This is a genomic window from Caloramator quimbayensis, assembly GCF_900167605.1.
In the GTDB taxonomy this organism is placed as follows: domain Bacteria; phylum Bacillota; class Clostridia; order Clostridiales; family Caloramatoraceae; genus Caloramator_B; species Caloramator_B quimbayensis.
In genome coordinates, this window is record NZ_FUYH01000006.1 from 51,232 (window position 1) to 67,786 (window position 16,555).

Annotated in this window: 8 protein-coding genes; 6 read left to right on the forward strand and 2 right to left on the reverse strand. The window is 33.0% G+C overall.

Annotation, left to right across the window (positions count from 1 at the left end; translation table 11 throughout):
- The first annotated feature begins 210 nt into the window (after nucleotides 1-210).
- The 5 genes from B5D15_RS05070 to B5D15_RS05090 all read left to right on the forward strand — a co-directional run bounded on the left by B5D15_RS05070 (nucleotide 211) and on the right by B5D15_RS05090 (nucleotide 5,929).
- Nucleotides 211-1,881, forward strand: a complete 1,671-nt coding sequence (locus B5D15_RS05070) for a peptide ABC transporter substrate-binding protein (RefSeq protein WP_078696038.1) — start codon at nucleotides 211-213, stop codon at nucleotides 1,879-1,881.
- Between the two features lie 182 nt (nucleotides 1,882-2,063).
- The gene (locus tag B5D15_RS05075; RefSeq protein ID WP_078696039.1) at nucleotides 2,064-3,017 is read left to right on the forward strand and encodes an ABC transporter permease; all 954 of its coding nucleotides are present in this window, start codon (nucleotides 2,064-2,066) and stop codon (nucleotides 3,015-3,017) included.
- A gap of 12 nt (nucleotides 3,018-3,029) precedes the next feature.
- The gene (locus tag B5D15_RS05080) at nucleotides 3,030-3,944 is read left to right on the forward strand and encodes an ABC transporter permease (RefSeq protein ID WP_078696040.1); all 915 of its coding nucleotides are present in this window, start codon (nucleotides 3,030-3,032) and stop codon (nucleotides 3,942-3,944) included.
- 12 nt (nucleotides 3,945-3,956) lie between these two features.
- Nucleotides 3,957-4,976: an ABC transporter ATP-binding protein gene (locus B5D15_RS05085; protein WP_078696041.1), complete on the forward strand. Its 1,020-nt coding sequence runs from the start codon at nucleotides 3,957-3,959 to the stop codon at nucleotides 4,974-4,976.
- The gene (locus tag B5D15_RS05090) at nucleotides 4,973-5,929 is read left to right on the forward strand and encodes an ABC transporter ATP-binding protein (RefSeq protein ID WP_078696042.1); all 957 of its coding nucleotides are present in this window, start codon (nucleotides 4,973-4,975) and stop codon (nucleotides 5,927-5,929) included. The genes B5D15_RS05085 and B5D15_RS05090 overlap by 4 nt, the downstream gene beginning before the upstream one ends.
- A gap of 108 nt (nucleotides 5,930-6,037) precedes the next feature.
- On the opposite strand, the gene B5D15_RS05095 is transcribed toward B5D15_RS05090, so the two are convergent.
- The gene (locus tag B5D15_RS05095; RefSeq protein WP_078696043.1) at nucleotides 6,038-6,940 is read right to left on the reverse strand and encodes a sulfite exporter TauE/SafE family protein; all 903 of its coding nucleotides are present in this window, start codon (nucleotides 6,938-6,940) and stop codon (nucleotides 6,038-6,040) included.
- 207 nt (nucleotides 6,941-7,147) lie between these two features.
- Here B5D15_RS05095 and B5D15_RS05100 point away from each other — a divergent pair, with 207 nt between their 5' ends.
- Entirely contained in the window at nucleotides 7,148-8,266 is a 1,119-nt protein-coding gene (locus tag B5D15_RS05100; protein WP_078696044.1) for a DUF362 domain-containing protein, read from the forward strand.
- An 81-nt stretch (nucleotides 8,267-8,347) separates the two neighbouring features.
- Here B5D15_RS05100 and B5D15_RS05105 read toward each other — a convergent pair whose 3' ends face one another.
- Complete coding sequence (locus B5D15_RS05105) at nucleotides 8,348-16,543, reverse strand: GH36-type glycosyl hydrolase domain-containing protein (RefSeq protein WP_078696045.1); 8,196 nt, start codon at nucleotides 16,541-16,543, stop codon at nucleotides 8,348-8,350.
- Between the last annotated feature and the right edge of the window lie 12 nt (nucleotides 16,544-16,555).

Genomic DNA, 16,555 nt, shown 5'->3' on the forward strand with positions numbered 1-16,555 from the left:
TGACATCTAAAATGAATTGTGCTAATATTAAAGAATAAATGAAGTCAATATTCAATTATTAAAATTTATTTACTATTTAATATATTTAAAAACATTGCTTATACATATTTGGAAATCAGGAAGGATATGAAAAATTAAACTATTAAGCCTAATTAACTTGTATTTTTAATACAAGTTAAAATATTATATTATGAATAGGGGGAATTTAGCGTGAAAAAAGCAAAACTTTTAGCAGCCGTTCTTTCTGTAATGATGCTATCTACTATAGCATTAACAGGCTGCGGACAAAAAGCTGCGCAAAAAGCAGCACCAACAGAGTTAAATTTGGTTGAGGCATCAGTAAAAACTCTGGATTCAGCAAAGGCAACAGATGTTGCATCCTTTGATATCATTCAAAACACAATGGAAACATTAACTGTGTCCAACAATGACAAGCCTGAAGCAGGCGCAGCAGAAAAGTGGGAAAGCAATGCAGACGGAACTGAATGGACATTCCACTTAAGAAAGCTTAACTGGTCTGATGATAAGCCGGTTACAGCAAAGGATTTCGAGTATGCATGGAAGAGAATACTCAATCCTGACACTAAATCACAGTATGCATTTTTCTTATACTACTTAAAGAATGGTGAAAAGTATAATACAGGAAAATGCTCAGCTGACGAAGTTGGAATTAAGGCTGTAGACGATACAACATTAAAGATTACATTAGAGCAGCCAACTCCATATTTCCTCCAGACTACAAGCTTTGCATTATTAGCTCCACAAAGACAGGACATAGTTGAAGCTCAGGGAGATAAATATGGTGCACTTACTAAGGAATCCATATCAAAGATGGTGTTCTGCGGACCATATACTCTTCAAGACGACAGTATTAACTCAAAATTGACACTTGTAAAAAATCCAAAGTACTACAATGCAGCAAATATAAAGGTTGACAAAGTAGTTCTTCAGGATATAAAAGAATTAAAGACAGTATACCAGATGTTTACAAACAAGCAGCTTGATGCAATGGGTGGAAGAGGAGAATACCTCGATCCATTAAAGCAGGGAGCAAATGAGAAAAAATGGCAGTTTGAACAGGCTCCACAGCCAACAGTATTCTATATACAATTCAACTGCACAGGTAAGTATGCTGAAAACACAAAGATACTTCAAAGCCCAAAGGTTAGACTTGCATTATCACTTTCAATAGACAGAGACAGCTACGTTAACCAGATAATGAAGAGAGGTATTCCAGCATTAGGAATAGTTCCAGGTACAATAATGGTTAACGATAAGGAATATAGATCTAATGTTGAAGAACCTTTAAAAGCTGTTATGAACCAAGATCCAAAACAGTTATTTATTGAAGGTCTTAAGGATTTAGGACTCGATCCAGATCCAGCAAAATATAAATTACATTACTTACCACAGGATGATTCAACTGATTCAAGACAGTGGGCAGAATTCTTTATCAACAACTGGAAGCAAAAGATTGGAATTGGAGATATAGTAATAGATTCAGTTGCAAGCTTTGATGACTACTTAAAGAAAACATCAGAACAAAAATTCGATCTTGCTATGGCAGGATGGGGTGCAGATTATAACGACCCATATACATTCATAGGTTTATTTAAGACCGGTGATGGAAACAACAACGGACAATATTCAAATGCAGAATATGACAATCTTGTTAAGCAGCTTGCAATAGAAGGAGATACTACAAAGAGATTAGACCTCTTCAAGCAGGCTGAAGAAATTCTTATAGCTAAGGACGCTGGTATTGCTCCTGTATTCTACAGAGATAGAAAATCATTTATACACAACTATGTAAAGGGACTTCAATATCCAGCATTCGGAGGAACTTATCAGTTAAGATATGTTTCTGTTGAAGGAAAATAAAAAATAGTGTATAATATAAAATATTACAATTGCTACAGCTATTTAGCTGTAGCAATTGTAATATTTATAAGAAATTTATAATTATAAGTATTATAGAAGACAAAAATATAATTATGTCTGTAATAGACGTAATTATAATTAATATATATACAAAAAGATTAAAATTTATAAGGAGGAAGAAGATGGGCAAGTATATATTAAAAAGAGCATCATACATGATATTCACCCTGTTTATAATAGTTACTGCTACATTTTTTCTAATGAATGCAATGCCTGGAGATCCAATTTCGCAGCAAGCCCGTAAGATGCCACCTGAGATGCAGCAAATGCTAAGGCATAAGTACGGCCTTGATAAACCAATTGCAGAAAGATGGATTATGTATTTAAAGCAGCTTCTTCATGGAAACTTTGGAGATTCTTTTGTAACTCCAGGATTTTCTGTTAATGAAATTATAAAGTATAAAATGCCAGCTTCTGCTTGGATAGGAATACAGGCAGTTATTGTAGGACTCTTGATAGGGGTAATATTAGGTATAATTGCTGCCTTTAGAAGAAATACTACTGCGGATTATATTGTTATGTTTATTGCAATACTGGGCGTATCTGTGCCAGGATTTGTTATTGCATTTTTACTTCAGACTGTGTTAGGTGGAAAGGGGAATATTCCTATTGCAGGATGGAAGAGTGCATCTGAAACTTTTGCACAGGGGTTGAGATTTACAATACTTCCAACAATAGCATTGTGTTTTGGAAGCATTGCAACTTATGCAAGATATATGAGGACTTCAGTTCTTGATGTTATTAATCAGGATTATATACTTACAGCACAGGCTAAAGGTATATCGAGAATAGCCGTTGCTGTAAAACATGTTATTAGAAATGCAATAATACCTATTGTTACAATATTAGGTCCCCAAATTGCTACGATTATTACAGGAACTATAGTAATTGAAAGAATATTTTCAATACCTGGAATGGGTAATTCAATGATTGAGGCAATTAATTCAAATGATTATAATGTTATATTAGGACTTACAATATTCTTTTCATTACTTTATATTGTTTCATTGCTTCTTGTTGATATTACCTATTCATTAGTCGATCCAAGAATAAGCTTAACAAAAAAGAAGAAGTAGGAGGGGACAGGATTGGAATCATTAGACAAAAGCAAATTTAGAATAATAGGGATAGATGAAAGTGAAGCAGAAACAATAGTTAGACCTAATCTTACTTATTGGCAGGATGCATGGAGAAGATTAAAACAAAATAAGGTAGCTATATTTTCACTATTCTTATTAATTTTGTTATTTTTACTATGTATCTTTGGACCATATATTGGACCTGATTATAAATTTCAGGATATGAGCGTAAGAAATCAAGGCCCAAGTGCAGCCCACTGGTTTGGAACTGATACTCTTGGAAGAGATTTATTTTCAAGGCTATGGATTGGAGGAAGAGTATCACTATCCATTGGTTTTGTAGGAACGTTAATTGAAGTTATTATAGGCTGTATATATGGAGGAATAAGCGGATATTTTGGCGGTTCTGTAGATGATGTAATGATGAGAATCGTTGAAATATTAAACAGCATACCATACATGATAGTTGTTATTATTCTTTCTGTTATATTAAAGCCAGGTATCGTTTCACTTTTACTTGCACTTTGTATAACAGGTTGGACTGGTATGGCAAGAATGGTAAGAGGACAAGTTATGCAGCTTAAAGAATCTGAATATATTCTTGCTGCAAAGGCCTTAGGTTCAGATTCAAACAGAATAATATTTAAGCATCTTATACCAAATACTATTGGTATAATAATAGTTTATACGACATTTGATATACCATCATTTATATTTGCCGAGGCTTTTCTAAGCTTTATAGGTCTTGGAATACAACCTCCAAAAACAAGCTGGGGTGCTCTTTGCTCATATGGCCAGCAGACAATGGATTTTTATCCTCATCAGCTGCTTTTCCCAGCCCTTGCAATATGTATAACAATGCTCGCATTCAATTTACTTGGCGATGGACTTAGAGATGCTCTAGATCCTAAGCTCAGACAGTAAGGAGGTTGTAAAATGGGAAAGTTACTTGAAGTTAAAGATTTAAGAGTTTCATTTCATACCTATGCAGGAGAAGTTAAAGCAGTAAGAGGAGTTTCTTTTGAATTAAATGAAGGAGAAACCCTTGCAATAGTTGGCGAATCAGGATGTGGTAAAAGTATAACTTCTAAGTCTATATTAAGACTTATACCATCACCTCCTGGAGATATCAAGAAGGAATCTCAAATACTTTATAAAGACAAAGATATTTTAAAGATGAATGAAAAAGAGTTAAGAATGCTCAGGGGTGGAGAAATCAGCATGATTTTCCAAGATCCTATGACTTCTCTTAACCCAACTATGAAAATAGGAAAACAGATTGCAGAAAATCTTATAGTTCATAGAGGAATGAATAAAAAAGAAGCAATTAAGGAAGCTGTAAAAATGCTTCAGATGGTTGGAATACCAAATGCTCAGGAGAGGGTAAATCAGTATCCTCATCAATTTTCAGGCGGTATGAGACAAAGAGTTATGATTGCTATAGCTCTTGCATGTAATCCAAAGATTTTAATAGCTGATGAGCCTACAACTGCTCTCGACGTTACTATACAGGCGCAGATAATGGATTTAATGAAGGAGCTCCAAAACAATCTTGGAACAGCAATAATACTTATAACTCATGACCTTGGAGTTGTTGCAAGCATTGCTCATAGAATTCAGGTTATGTATGCTGGTATGGTTGTGGAAAGAGGTACTACAGATGAAATATTCTACAATCCAAAGCATCCATATACTTGGGCACTTTTAAAATCGGTGCCAAGGCTTGAAACTAAGCATAAGGATACCCTTTATTCAATTAAGGGAACGCCTCCTGACCTTTTAAAACCTCCAGTTGGATGTCCTTTTGCTTCAAGATGTGAATATTGTATGGAAATTTGTAAAGAGCAGATGCCTAAACCGACAAAAATAAGCGATACACAAGAAGTTTCATGCTTTCTTTTACATCCTAATGCTCCAAAAGTTGAACCGCCACAGGGAATAGGAGGTAAGTTATGATGAATGAAAACCTTATAGAAGTAAAGAATCTGAAGAAATATTTTAAAATAAGTAAACATGATATATTAAAAGCAGTAGACAATGTTTCATTTAATATAAGAAAAGGTGAGACTTTAGGCCTTGTTGGAGAGTCAGGATGCGGTAAAACAACCTGTGGCAGAACAGTATTAGGGCTTTATGAAGCAACTGATGGAGAAATATTATTCAAAGGCAAGGATATAAGCAAACTAAGAGGAAATGAGAAGAAAGAATTTACTAAAAATGCACAGATTATATTCCAAGATCCTTATGCATCATTGGATGCGAGAATGACAGTTGGAGATATTATAGCTGAAGGTATTGATATACACAATCTTCATACTGGAAAAGAAAGAACAGAGAAAATATATGAACTTTTATCCCTTGTTGGATTAAATAAAGAACATGCGTCAAGATTCCCTCATGAATTCTCTGGAGGCCAGAGACAAAGAATAGGTATAGCAAGAGCTCTTGCAGTTGAACCTGAGTTTATAGTTTGTGATGAGCCTATATCAGCTCTCGATGTTTCTATACAGGCACAGGTTGTTAATTTGCTCATTAATCTTCAAAGAAATCTTGGGCTGACATATTTATTTATAGCTCATGACCTTTCTATGGTTAAGCATATATCTGACAGAGTAGGAGTTATGTATCTTGGAAATCTTGTTGAATTGGCAAGCAGCGGAGTATTATACGATAAACCTTTACATCCATATACTCAAGCACTACTTTCTGCTATACCGATTCCAGATCCAGATGTATCAAGAACGAGAAAAAGGATTATGCTTGAAGGGGAAGTGCCAAGTCCAATAAATCCAAAACCAGGATGCAGATTTGCTCCAAGATGTAAATATGCAAAACCTATATGTAAAGAAGTTGATCCAGTATTAAAAGAAGTAGAAAAAGATCATTTTGTTTCGTGCCATCTATATTAGAAAAAACAGCTCTCATAAGTATTAATACTTATGAGAGCTGTAAATATATAAACTAAAGCACTTAAAAAACGTTTTTTAAGTGCTTTAAAATTACTTAGTTTTAAAACATTACGCAGCAATCTTTTTATTATCAACCGCAGCAATGTTCTTTTTGGTATCCTTTGCTGATTTAAACATTGCAATTGAAGTATAAATTAGTACTCCAACTACAACCCACTTTAGAGTGCCAAGGGGGAGGCTTTTCACTATAAAGGCTGCTACTAATACACCTATAGGGCCTAAAAGTCCTATTATAAATGAAGCTTTCGTCGAATGAGCTTCTTCTTTTATAAATTTAAAGGATGCTGCAGGCATTAGTAATGCTGCTGAACCCATCATTATAGGGAAAGCAACTTTAGGATCCATTCCAAGGGCAAATACTAAAGCCATGCATGGGGCATAATTGCCAATTCCAAGAGTGTTTAATGCTCCTATTATAAAATTACCTATAAGCGCTATTATAAGCTTGATGCCTGTGAGACCTTTTAGGTTTCCTCCTGCTGGGAAAAGATGCAATAGTCCGCCAAGAATAAAAATAGCAACAAAAATCAGTGCAAATCCCATGGAGATTTGAATAGCTCTTTTATTAAGTTTAGATACTATAGCAGCACCAAATATTGCTCCTAATACTGATGAAAAAATCATTGAAAATAAAGTAATAGGCTCAACTTTAATTGCAGTTAGAAAAATTAAAGCCTCAACAATTGTAGGTATTGTTGCTCCAACATTTAATGTTCCAGGAATAAGCCTATCATCAACAAGTTTAAAGTTTTTAAAGAAACCTGTCTCAATAGCAAAGCTTCCTATTCCTAAAGTATCGAAAAAGTTTGCTATAATACCAATAAAACTTAGAGCTAATGGGCTGCCTTTCTCTAAAGTATTATTTTTTAATTTTTTAGAGAGGTCTTTTGAAAGCATAAAAAGAATTATAAGGCCCAAAACTATCATTAAAATTTGTACTACTTTTAACATGTTAACCTCCTTAAAAGAATATATAATCGACAAAATAATACAATATTTTATCTTAATTTTCAATAATATTGAAGAAAAAATAACAATGTATTATTTGTAAAAAGATACATATGATGTTTTTATAAATTAGAAATAGTGGTATAATTTAATAGAATGATTTAATATTAAAAATTTTTAAAAGAAATTTTCTAATATGAGGTGGTTTATATGGAAAAATCAAAGGTTTATTTTACAGATTTAAGAACAAGGCCCGGACTTAATATGCTCGATAAGTTAGAAAAACTGATTAGAGCAGCTAAAATTGATAATATAGATTTTAAAAACAAGTATGTTGCAATAAAAATACATTTTGGAGAACCAGGAAACCTTGCCTATATTAGACCAAACTATGCAGCAAGAATTGTAAAAGTCATAAAAGACCTTGGAGGTAAACCGTTTTTAACAGATGCAAATACTTTATATACAGGCAGAAGGCATAATGCTCTTGATCATCTTGAAGCTGCATATGAAAATGGTTTTAATCCTTTAACAGTAGGATGTCATGTTATAATCGCTGACGGGCTTAAAGGAACGGAGGTAAGGGAGATAGAGGTTGATTTAAAACATACTAAATCTGCCAAAATAGGCTCAGCAATTGCTGATGCTGATATAATTATTTCAATGAATCATTTTAAAGGCCATGAAATGACAGGGTTTGGAGGAGCAATAAAAAATCTTGGAATGGGCAGCGGCTCGAGGGGAGGAAAGCTTTTTATGCATTCTTCCTCAAAACCCAAAATACAAATTAAAAATTGTGTTGGATGCATGATGTGTATTAAAAGCTGTGCTCATGATGCTATTAAGCTGAATGAAAGCAAAAAGGCAGTTATAGACTACGAAAAGTGTGTAGGATGCGGGCAGTGTATTGCAGTTTGTCAATTTAATGCAGCGCAGGTTAATTGGGATGAGGCAGCTTCTGTTGCAAGTGAAAAGATTAGCGAATATGCCTATGCAGTTATTAAGGATAAGCCAAACTTTCATATAAATTTCATAATGGATGTTTCACCAAACTGCGACTGCTGGTCAAACAATGATATGCCTATAGTACCGAATATTGGTATAATGGCTTCCTTTGATCCTGTTGCTCTTGATAAAGCAAGCGTTGATATGGTGAATGAGGCCCCAACTATTAAGGGTTGCGCTTATGAAGAGGTAGAACATATACATATTTGCGGGCAGGAAGATAAATTTATGAGTATACATGGTAAAACTGATTGGAGAGCTGCATTAGAACATGGCGAGAGAATAGGTCTTGGAAAGATGGAGTATGAGCTTATAAAAGTTTGACATAAGAGGTACATATAAAATTATAGAAAATAATGAAAAGAGCTGCTTAAATTTGAATAAGCAGCTCTTTCTTAAATTAAATTAAAGTATTATTGAGTTTTCAGAAATGCCCATTATTATTCTAATGTCATGAGCAGCGTTATCATCAATCAATTGGATTCTATTATCCCTCATTGTTCTGCCGTCAATTATAATTTGCTGAACACCAGAATTTAAGCTATATGGGTTTTGCACCTTAATATTGTAAACTGTATTTTTATATTTATATTTTATTGAAAACTCCTTCCAATCGGAGGGAATACATGGATCTATAAAGAGAATATCACCTTTTTTATTAAATCCAAGTATTTTTTCAAGCCCAACCTTATACATCCAGCTTGATGAACCAGTATACCATGTCCAGCCGCCTCTTCCTGTATGGGGCTTTACTGCATATACATCTGCAGCCATAACATAGGGTTCAACTTTATATTTATTGCATTCAAGCTGTGTTCTTGTATGATTTATAGGATTTATAAGGCTGTAAAGGTAGTGAGCAGTATCGCCGTCTTTAAGTTTTGCATAGGCATAGATTACCCAAGTGGATGCATGAGTATATTGACCTCCGTTCTCCCTGACACCTGGAACATAGCCTCTTATATAACCTGGATTTAAATCTCCTTTATCAAAGGGAGGAGTAAATAGCAGTATTAAGCCTTCCTCTTCTTTCACAAGATAGTCGTAAACCGATTTCATAGCTCTTTTAGCTCTTTCACTTAATGCAGCACCGGATATTACAGCCCATGATTGAGCAATCGAATCTATTTTACATTCAGAATTTATTGAAGAACCAAGGGGAGTACCATCATCAAAGTAGGAGCGTCTATACCACTGACCATCCCATGCGTTCTTTTCTATTGATGATGCAATCTGTATTGACATTTCTTCATAATACTTTGCTTTTATAGGATCTTCCATAAACCTGCAAAGAGGTATAAATTTTTTCAGGGTATCGTAAAGGAAGAAACCAAGCCAAATGCTTTCTCCTCTTCCTTTTCTGCCGACAGCATTCATACCATCGTTCCAATCTCCGCTTCCCATAAGCGGAATGCCGTTTGGTCCGAATTTAAGTGCTCTATCTATAGCTCTTACGCAGTGCTCATATATAGTTGATTTTTCATCAGATACTCGCGGTACTCCATACCTTTCATCTTCATCTTCTTTTAAAGGAGCATCTTCAACATAGCCTTCCACTACATTCAATATATCATAATCTCCTGTCTTTTCAACATATTCAGCAGTAACGTAGGGGAGCCATAATAAATCATCTGAAAATTTGGTTCTTATGCCTCTGTCAAATGCTCCTGAATGCCACCAATGCAGTACATCTCCTTCAATGAATTGATGAGAGGCATGAAGAAGAATCTGATGCTTTGCGGCTTCGGGCAGTGCATAAAGGATGCTTAACGAATCTTGAAGCTGATCTCTAAAACCAAAAGCTCCTCCCGACTGATAAAAGGCTGAGCGCGCATAGAGCCTGCATGCAATGGTCTGGTAGAGAAGATAATTATTAAGCATTATATTCATGGCTTCATCCGGTGTATCAACTTTTATTATATCTAATGTTTCCTTCCAGAAAGATATTGCCTTTTTAAATGCTTCATTACAATTAGATATTTTTTTATAATGTTGATATAACTTAAAAGCTTCATTTTTGTTAGAGCACTGACCAAGAAGAATAACAAATTCTTTTTCATTAAATGGAGAAATCTCTAAATTGTATTGGAGTACACAACATGTGTTAAATCCGCATCCAATTCTGTTAGAAAGCTTATCGTACATCATAGCTCTTGGACAATTAAGGCTTCCGTAAGGTCCTAAAAACTCCATTCTGTCAGTAGTACAGCCTTCAATATTTAAAGACGAACCTATAAAACAGACTCTATTAGGATGGTCAGTGTTATATGAATTAGTGAATAACATTACATTTAAATCTTCATTATATTCCGTTGAAATAAATTGCTCTGTTATTTGCTCTGAAACTCCCATAACTGGCCTTAAATAGTGAAATATTGAAAGTTTCCTTGGTATATTTGATATATTTTTTAATTTCAAATATCCTATTTTAATTTTATCATCAGCAGGAACAAATAAAGTAAGCTCACCATATATTCCGTGGCTTAAATGGCTGAATTTTGTATATCCAAGGCCATGATGTATGTAATATGTTTCCTTTTCTCTTATAGGAGATGGGGTAATCGTCCAATACTCTTTAGTGTCATCATCTCTTATGTAGATGACTTCTCCTAAAGTATCACAAACTGGGTCATTTGACCAAGGAGTAAGCTTGTTTTCTCTGCTGTTTTCTGCATAGGTGTATCCGCCGCCGCTTTCAGTTATGATAAAACCGAAATTCTTGTTTGATATTACGTTTACCCAGGGAGCAGGGGTATTAATGTCTTTTTTAAGCTTAATAACATATTCTCGTTTTTCTTCGTCAAAACCACCGTAGCCATTGAAGTACTTAAGATTAATATTATTTTCTATACTGCTTTGATACTTAACATCAAATTTATTTATGCTATTGTTAGTTTTAGTATCAGGTATTTTGTAAAAACTCATGTCGATTTGCTTTAATATGCTTCCAAGTTCAGCTCTTATAACAACTCTTGATGCAGAAAATAACAGTGTTATATCTTCTTTAGGCATATTAGAAGCATTTTTAATAAAAATTCCGCCCATACAGTCGAGAACATTTCTTGAACTTGATGAAAGTACCAAGTCTCTTAAAAGGTTTTGAAGAGGCTGAAGATAGCTTCCTTCATCCTCATTTAAAATCACAAGGTCACATTTAAATCCTCTGCTTTTCCAATATTCATGTGCTTTTAACATTTGTTTTACGATTTCGATAGAATCAGGTTTTTTAATAGTTACTAATACAATCGGCAAGTCTCCTGAAATGCCATAGGACCAAAGTGAAGACTGACCTTTTGTATTATTTTTAATAATATTATTATATTTTTGCCTTATAGGGCTTAAATAAATAACATGGGACAATAATTCATTAAATACTTTTAAGTCAGATTCTTTAAGATTTAAATACTTTGTTTCCATTAAACTTCTTATATATGCAAGTTCAAAGGTACGCTCAATGTTTGGAATTTCACTGTACTTGTTAGAAAGTTCCATAGCTTTTTCTCTGTTTTCTGCATAGCCTGTAATATATGAAATTGTTATGCTCTTATTAGGCTCTAAAACTGTTTTACATCTTATGCTCATTATAGGGTCAAGAACAGGTCCTGTAGTATTTGTTAAAGGATGCAATAATGAATTGGGATTTGACAAACTTTTATTTCTTCCTATAAATTTATATCTGTCGGTTTCATATTCTATATCCCTTATAACTTCACTGTGTGCAGTTAAAGTATGAAAAGCCCACAGGGGATTTTTATTAATTTCTCTCTGCCTTCTTGATGCAAGAATAGTATTATTGTTTTCTACCCATTCTGTACGTATAAAAAGATTATTAAATGCAGGGTGAGCAACATCCGCAGCCTGATGAGAAAGCACAACCTCAAGGTAGCTTGTTATCTCCATCGTGCGTATAGTGTCTGAGATATTTCTTAAAGTTACTTTTCTAATTTCGCAATTATCTTCTGGGGATACACATATTTCAATGTGAGTTTCAATTCCTTTATCAAGCCTTAAAAACTCTGCCTTATCCTGAGAAAATTTAGCGCTGTAATTTTCAGGTTTTGATTTTATTGGTTCAAAGGTTCCTGACCAAACTTCGTTAGAATCTAAGTCATGGAGGAAGAAAAATTGACCAGATCCCCTTGAAACTGTATCTTCTCTCCATCTTGAAATATTAATATCTGAAGCTCTGCTGTACCCTGAGCCTCCATTGTTTATCATCAAAGTATAGTAACCATTTGAAAGCATATGGCATTTTGGAAGTATAGTATCATATCCATATAGCTGAGAAGCTGAAATTTCAGATGTTTCAATTTTTTCAAAGGGTTTAATTTTTTCCTTATGCTCTTTAGTTATAATTGCCCTTACAGGTATTTTCTCTTGGAGCATAAATTCGCCGGCTTTAATTATTGGAGAAGAGTGGAACCTTCTAATCATAATATTGTCGTTTAAAAAATTGTTTAAGGATACTAAAATCATCCCCTGATGGTGAGCCATATAGCTTTCAACTATTGCAAAGCTTTTATCTAATGGAAGTCTTTCAGGTGTATAATCAATGGCTTCATACAAACCATATTTTCCTTCAATATCGTTTGATATAAGTTTTTTAAGATTTAAAATAGATTCCTTAGGATTAAAGGGAAGAGCGAGTATTGTCGAATATGGAGATATAACCATATCATTAGAAAGACCCCTTTTAAGCCCAAGATCTGGCACACCAAAAGCTTTATATTGATAATTTAATGCAAGATCGAAAGTATAAAATCCAGACTCTGATGTACCCCAGGGAACTCCTCTATTGTTTCCGTATTTAATCTGTGCTCTTATTGAAGTTTTATAAGTTTCAGATAGAAGGGTATTGTCATAATATTTCATAACGAGGGCAGGCATTAAATACTCGAACATAGTACCTGTCCATGACACAACACATTCATATTTATCAATGAGAGTAAGGGCTCTTCCAAGCTTAAAATAGTGGGAAACTGGAATTTCCCTTCTTGCAACAGATATATAACTGATAAGTCTTGCCTCTGATGCTAAAAGATCATAGTAGGAATTTGTAAGGTGGTCCTCTTCAGCGTTATAACCAATAGAAAACAAATCTCTTTTTTCATCATATAAATAAATAAATTTTGTATTTTCAATTATATTATCAATTCTATTGATTATAGAGACAATTGAATTTTTAATATTTAAATCGATTGACTTTGAGTTTTCAGATTCGAGAATACTTTTTAGGCCTTGATTTAATAGCATTAGATAGCCTATTAAATTTCCGCTGTCAACCGTCGAAATATATTTAGGTCTTAATACTTCAAGAGTTTTAGTATCATACCAGTTATAAAGATGTCCATTCCACTTTTCCATTTTCTCAACTGTAGTCAAGGTATTATCGATTTTTTTGACAAATTCATCTAATGAAATAAAATTAAAATCATAGGCACTAATCAATGAAATAAGAAGAAAACCTATATTAGTTGGAGAAGTCCTATGAGCAACTCTTTTAACAGGAGTTTCCTGATAATTATCAGGCGGAAGATAATTATCTTCTTTTCCTGAGAAGTTTTCATAAAATTCATAGGTTTTTTTAGCAATTCTAAGTAGAACTTCTTTATCTTCTTTGCTTATTTCATATTTTTTAGAAAGTATTGGTCTGCTTATATAAAAGGCTGCATAGGGTGATATAATCCAAACAAAAGATATAAAAAAGGCATAAATTAAATCCTTTGGGTGGAAAATTATAACAAAAATCAAAAACAATAAAGATATAATAAGCTGAAAATACATACTTTTATAATATCCTGAAATATCATTTTTAGATTGTTTTTCAGCATCAGCAGCAGTAACCCATTCAAGAAGGTTTTTCTTTGAAACAAAAATCCTGTATAATGCTTTAATAATAGCATCGCTTAGTAAAAAAGCATTATAAGGCAAAAACATGAAGGTCAATATATTTTGATATATTATTGATTTAAAACCATAAATTAAATTGCCGTTTAATCTCTTTTTTAAACTTTTATAATGTCCATATTTTAAATAGCCTAATGTAAAAGTAATTAGATTTAGAAAAATAATAATTAAGGCATAACCTGACCAAAAAATAATGCTTCCTGAAAAAACAGATGTACCAAGCAAAATAATAAGCATAAGAGAAACTGGATATAAACTTCTTCTCATGTTATCAAGAATTTTAATTTTTGAAAGAGAGGATAAAGGATTTTTTATTTTTTCACCTTTTTTATTTTTTATATATTTAAACAGCCATTGAATTATCTGCCAGTCTCCTCGAGTCCAGCGGTGAAGCCTCATGGAATATGAACTGAACTTTTCAGGGAAACTGTCAATAAGCTCAATATCGACAGCAAGGCCGCATCTTAAATAGCTCCCTTCAAGAAGATCGTGGCTAAGTACCATATTATCTGGAATAGAATCTGTAAGGCATTTTTTATATGCATAAAGGTCATAAATCCCTTTACCGGTGAAGGTGCCTTCTTTAAAAATATTTTGATAAATATCTGACATCGCTGAAGAATAGGGATCAATACCTGCACTATTTGCATATATGCAGGTAAATTTTGATTTTCCAATAGATTCTATGTTTATGCCTATTTTTGGCTGTATTATTCCATAACCATCTATAACTATATTTTTGTCCTCATCATATTCTGCAGCATTTAAAGGATGAGATATTGTACCTATAAGCCTGCTTGCGGTACCTATAGGCATAATTGTATCAGCATCGAGAGTTATAATATATTTTATATCTTTAAGATTATTTATATCTCCAGAAACAACAGAATAGGAGGTATTGCAGCTTTGGGTTATAAGATTATTAAATTCCACAATAGCTCCTCGTTTTCTTTCATAGCCCATCCATTTTCCTTCAGAAGGGTTAAAAGTTCTTTTTCTAATAAATATGTAGAATATATCCTTTCCTTTTGAATATTTATTGTTTAATTCATCTATTTTTTTTAGGGATAAATCAATTATTTTACTATCTGCTTCGGTTGTTTCTGTATTTGAATCCTTTAAATCTCCAACTAATGCAAAGTATATGTTTTCCTGACCGTTAGCAATATAAGTTACCTCAAGGTTTTCAATAAGTTCAAGGGTGCGTTTTTCATCGGAGAGTATTGTTGGAACGATTACCATAGTAGAGCTTTCTTTGGGTATTCCATTCTTTAAATCAAGTTTTGGCAGTAAATACGGGATACCACGGTTTAAAATAAAATTTATTAAATCTAATGCTGCTTGGCTTGCAGGGATTAAAACAACAATAAAACATAGCAGTGATAACAAAAATCCTTTATATTGATATACAAAATAAACAGGTAAAAAAGCAATAACCAAAGTGGCGATTATTAGGGAAAAGGAAAATTTAATACAAGAGTAATCATTATACCTTCTATTTTTCCCCAATTCTTTTAAAAGAATATTTTTTCCTTTACCAATTAAGTAATATCCAATATGGCATTCCTTTGAGCTTTTTTGCGACTGTTTTGCATTGTTTGCAAGTTCAATTACTTTTTTTGCAACGCTTGTTTCTGATTTTTTTGTACTTTCTGATATTATTTCAAGCACCTTTCTATAATAATCTCTGCTTTCAAAATCCTGTCTATTATAAACGCCTAATGGATCATCTTTTAAAATCTGTTCAACATAGGACAAAGACTCAAAAATTTCTCTCCAATCAATTGAGTTAGAGAGTCTTAAGCTTGAAATGCAGTTTCCCATCGTTACCTGATAGGAGGATTGCTCCTGATGCTCTCTTTTCACAACGCATTCAACGTCTAAGTCGAGTTCGCTAAGCTTTAAATTTAGATAATCGAGTATAGGATTAAGGTTAATATCTTTTCTCTTCAATATATTTAATATATGTTCAATGTAAGGAAAAATAGAAGGATTAATATTTTTTGTAGTTTTTTTAATAGATTCTAAAATTTCATCATAATCTTTTTCAATTAGTTTTTCAGATTCTATCCACTGCTTTTGAACAGATATTATTTTTTCGCAGGTATGCCTTATATTTTCTAAAAGTGATATTTTTATCATTAGAGAAAGGCTCCAAATTTCACCCATTGATAAAGGTGATATAGATTGATATGAGTTAATAAAATCAATAATTTGTTTTTTATCGATTCTGCCATCGGTATGAGATATTAATTCTACTGCCAAAATGAATACTCGAGGATAGTTTTTATAATAACCGTCTTTTAGTATATTTATTTTTTTCATAAATCTTGAACTGCTGCTTTGCGTTAATTCTCTATATTGCTCTTCAATTATGTAAAAGTTGTCAAGAAGCCAGTCTGCTCCTGCACATAAGGACTTACCGTCCTTTGAATATTCGTTTAAAGTTAAGTATGTTTTTGATATAAATCTAAAGTTTTCGTCAAGCCTTTTAAAAAGGAGCGAAGAGCCTTTCTTTTTTTTGCATTTTAGATGATTTTTTGCTATATCAGATGCGTGACGTAAAAGCTCTTCATTTGACAAAAGAGCATCGCTTACAATTAACTGACTGCTTTGAGTAAAATAATTATATCTTTCAACTATATTTATAATGATAAAAAAAGCTATTACAAAAATTATGATAAATATATACATAGTGCCTCCCTG

Coding starts and splice junctions, on each gene's coding strand:
- B5D15_RS05075 (WP_078696039.1), top strand. CDS start 2,064: ATGGGCAAGTATATATTAAAAAGAGCATCATACATGATATTCACCCTG.
- B5D15_RS05085 (WP_078696041.1), top strand. CDS start 3,957: ATGGGAAAGTTACTTGAAGTTAAAGATTTAAGAGTTTCATTTCATACC.
- B5D15_RS05090 (WP_078696042.1), top strand. CDS start 4,973: ATGATGAATGAAAACCTTATAGAAGTAAAGAATCTGAAGAAATATTTT.
- B5D15_RS05095 (WP_078696043.1), bottom strand. CDS start 6,940: ATGTTAAAAGTAGTACAAATTTTAATGATAGTTTTGGGCCTTATAATT.
- B5D15_RS05100 (WP_078696044.1), top strand. CDS start 7,148: ATGGAAAAATCAAAGGTTTATTTTACAGATTTAAGAACAAGGCCCGGA.
- B5D15_RS05105 (WP_078696045.1), bottom strand. CDS start 16,543: ATGTATATATTTATCATAATTTTTGTAATAGCTTTTTTTATCATTATA.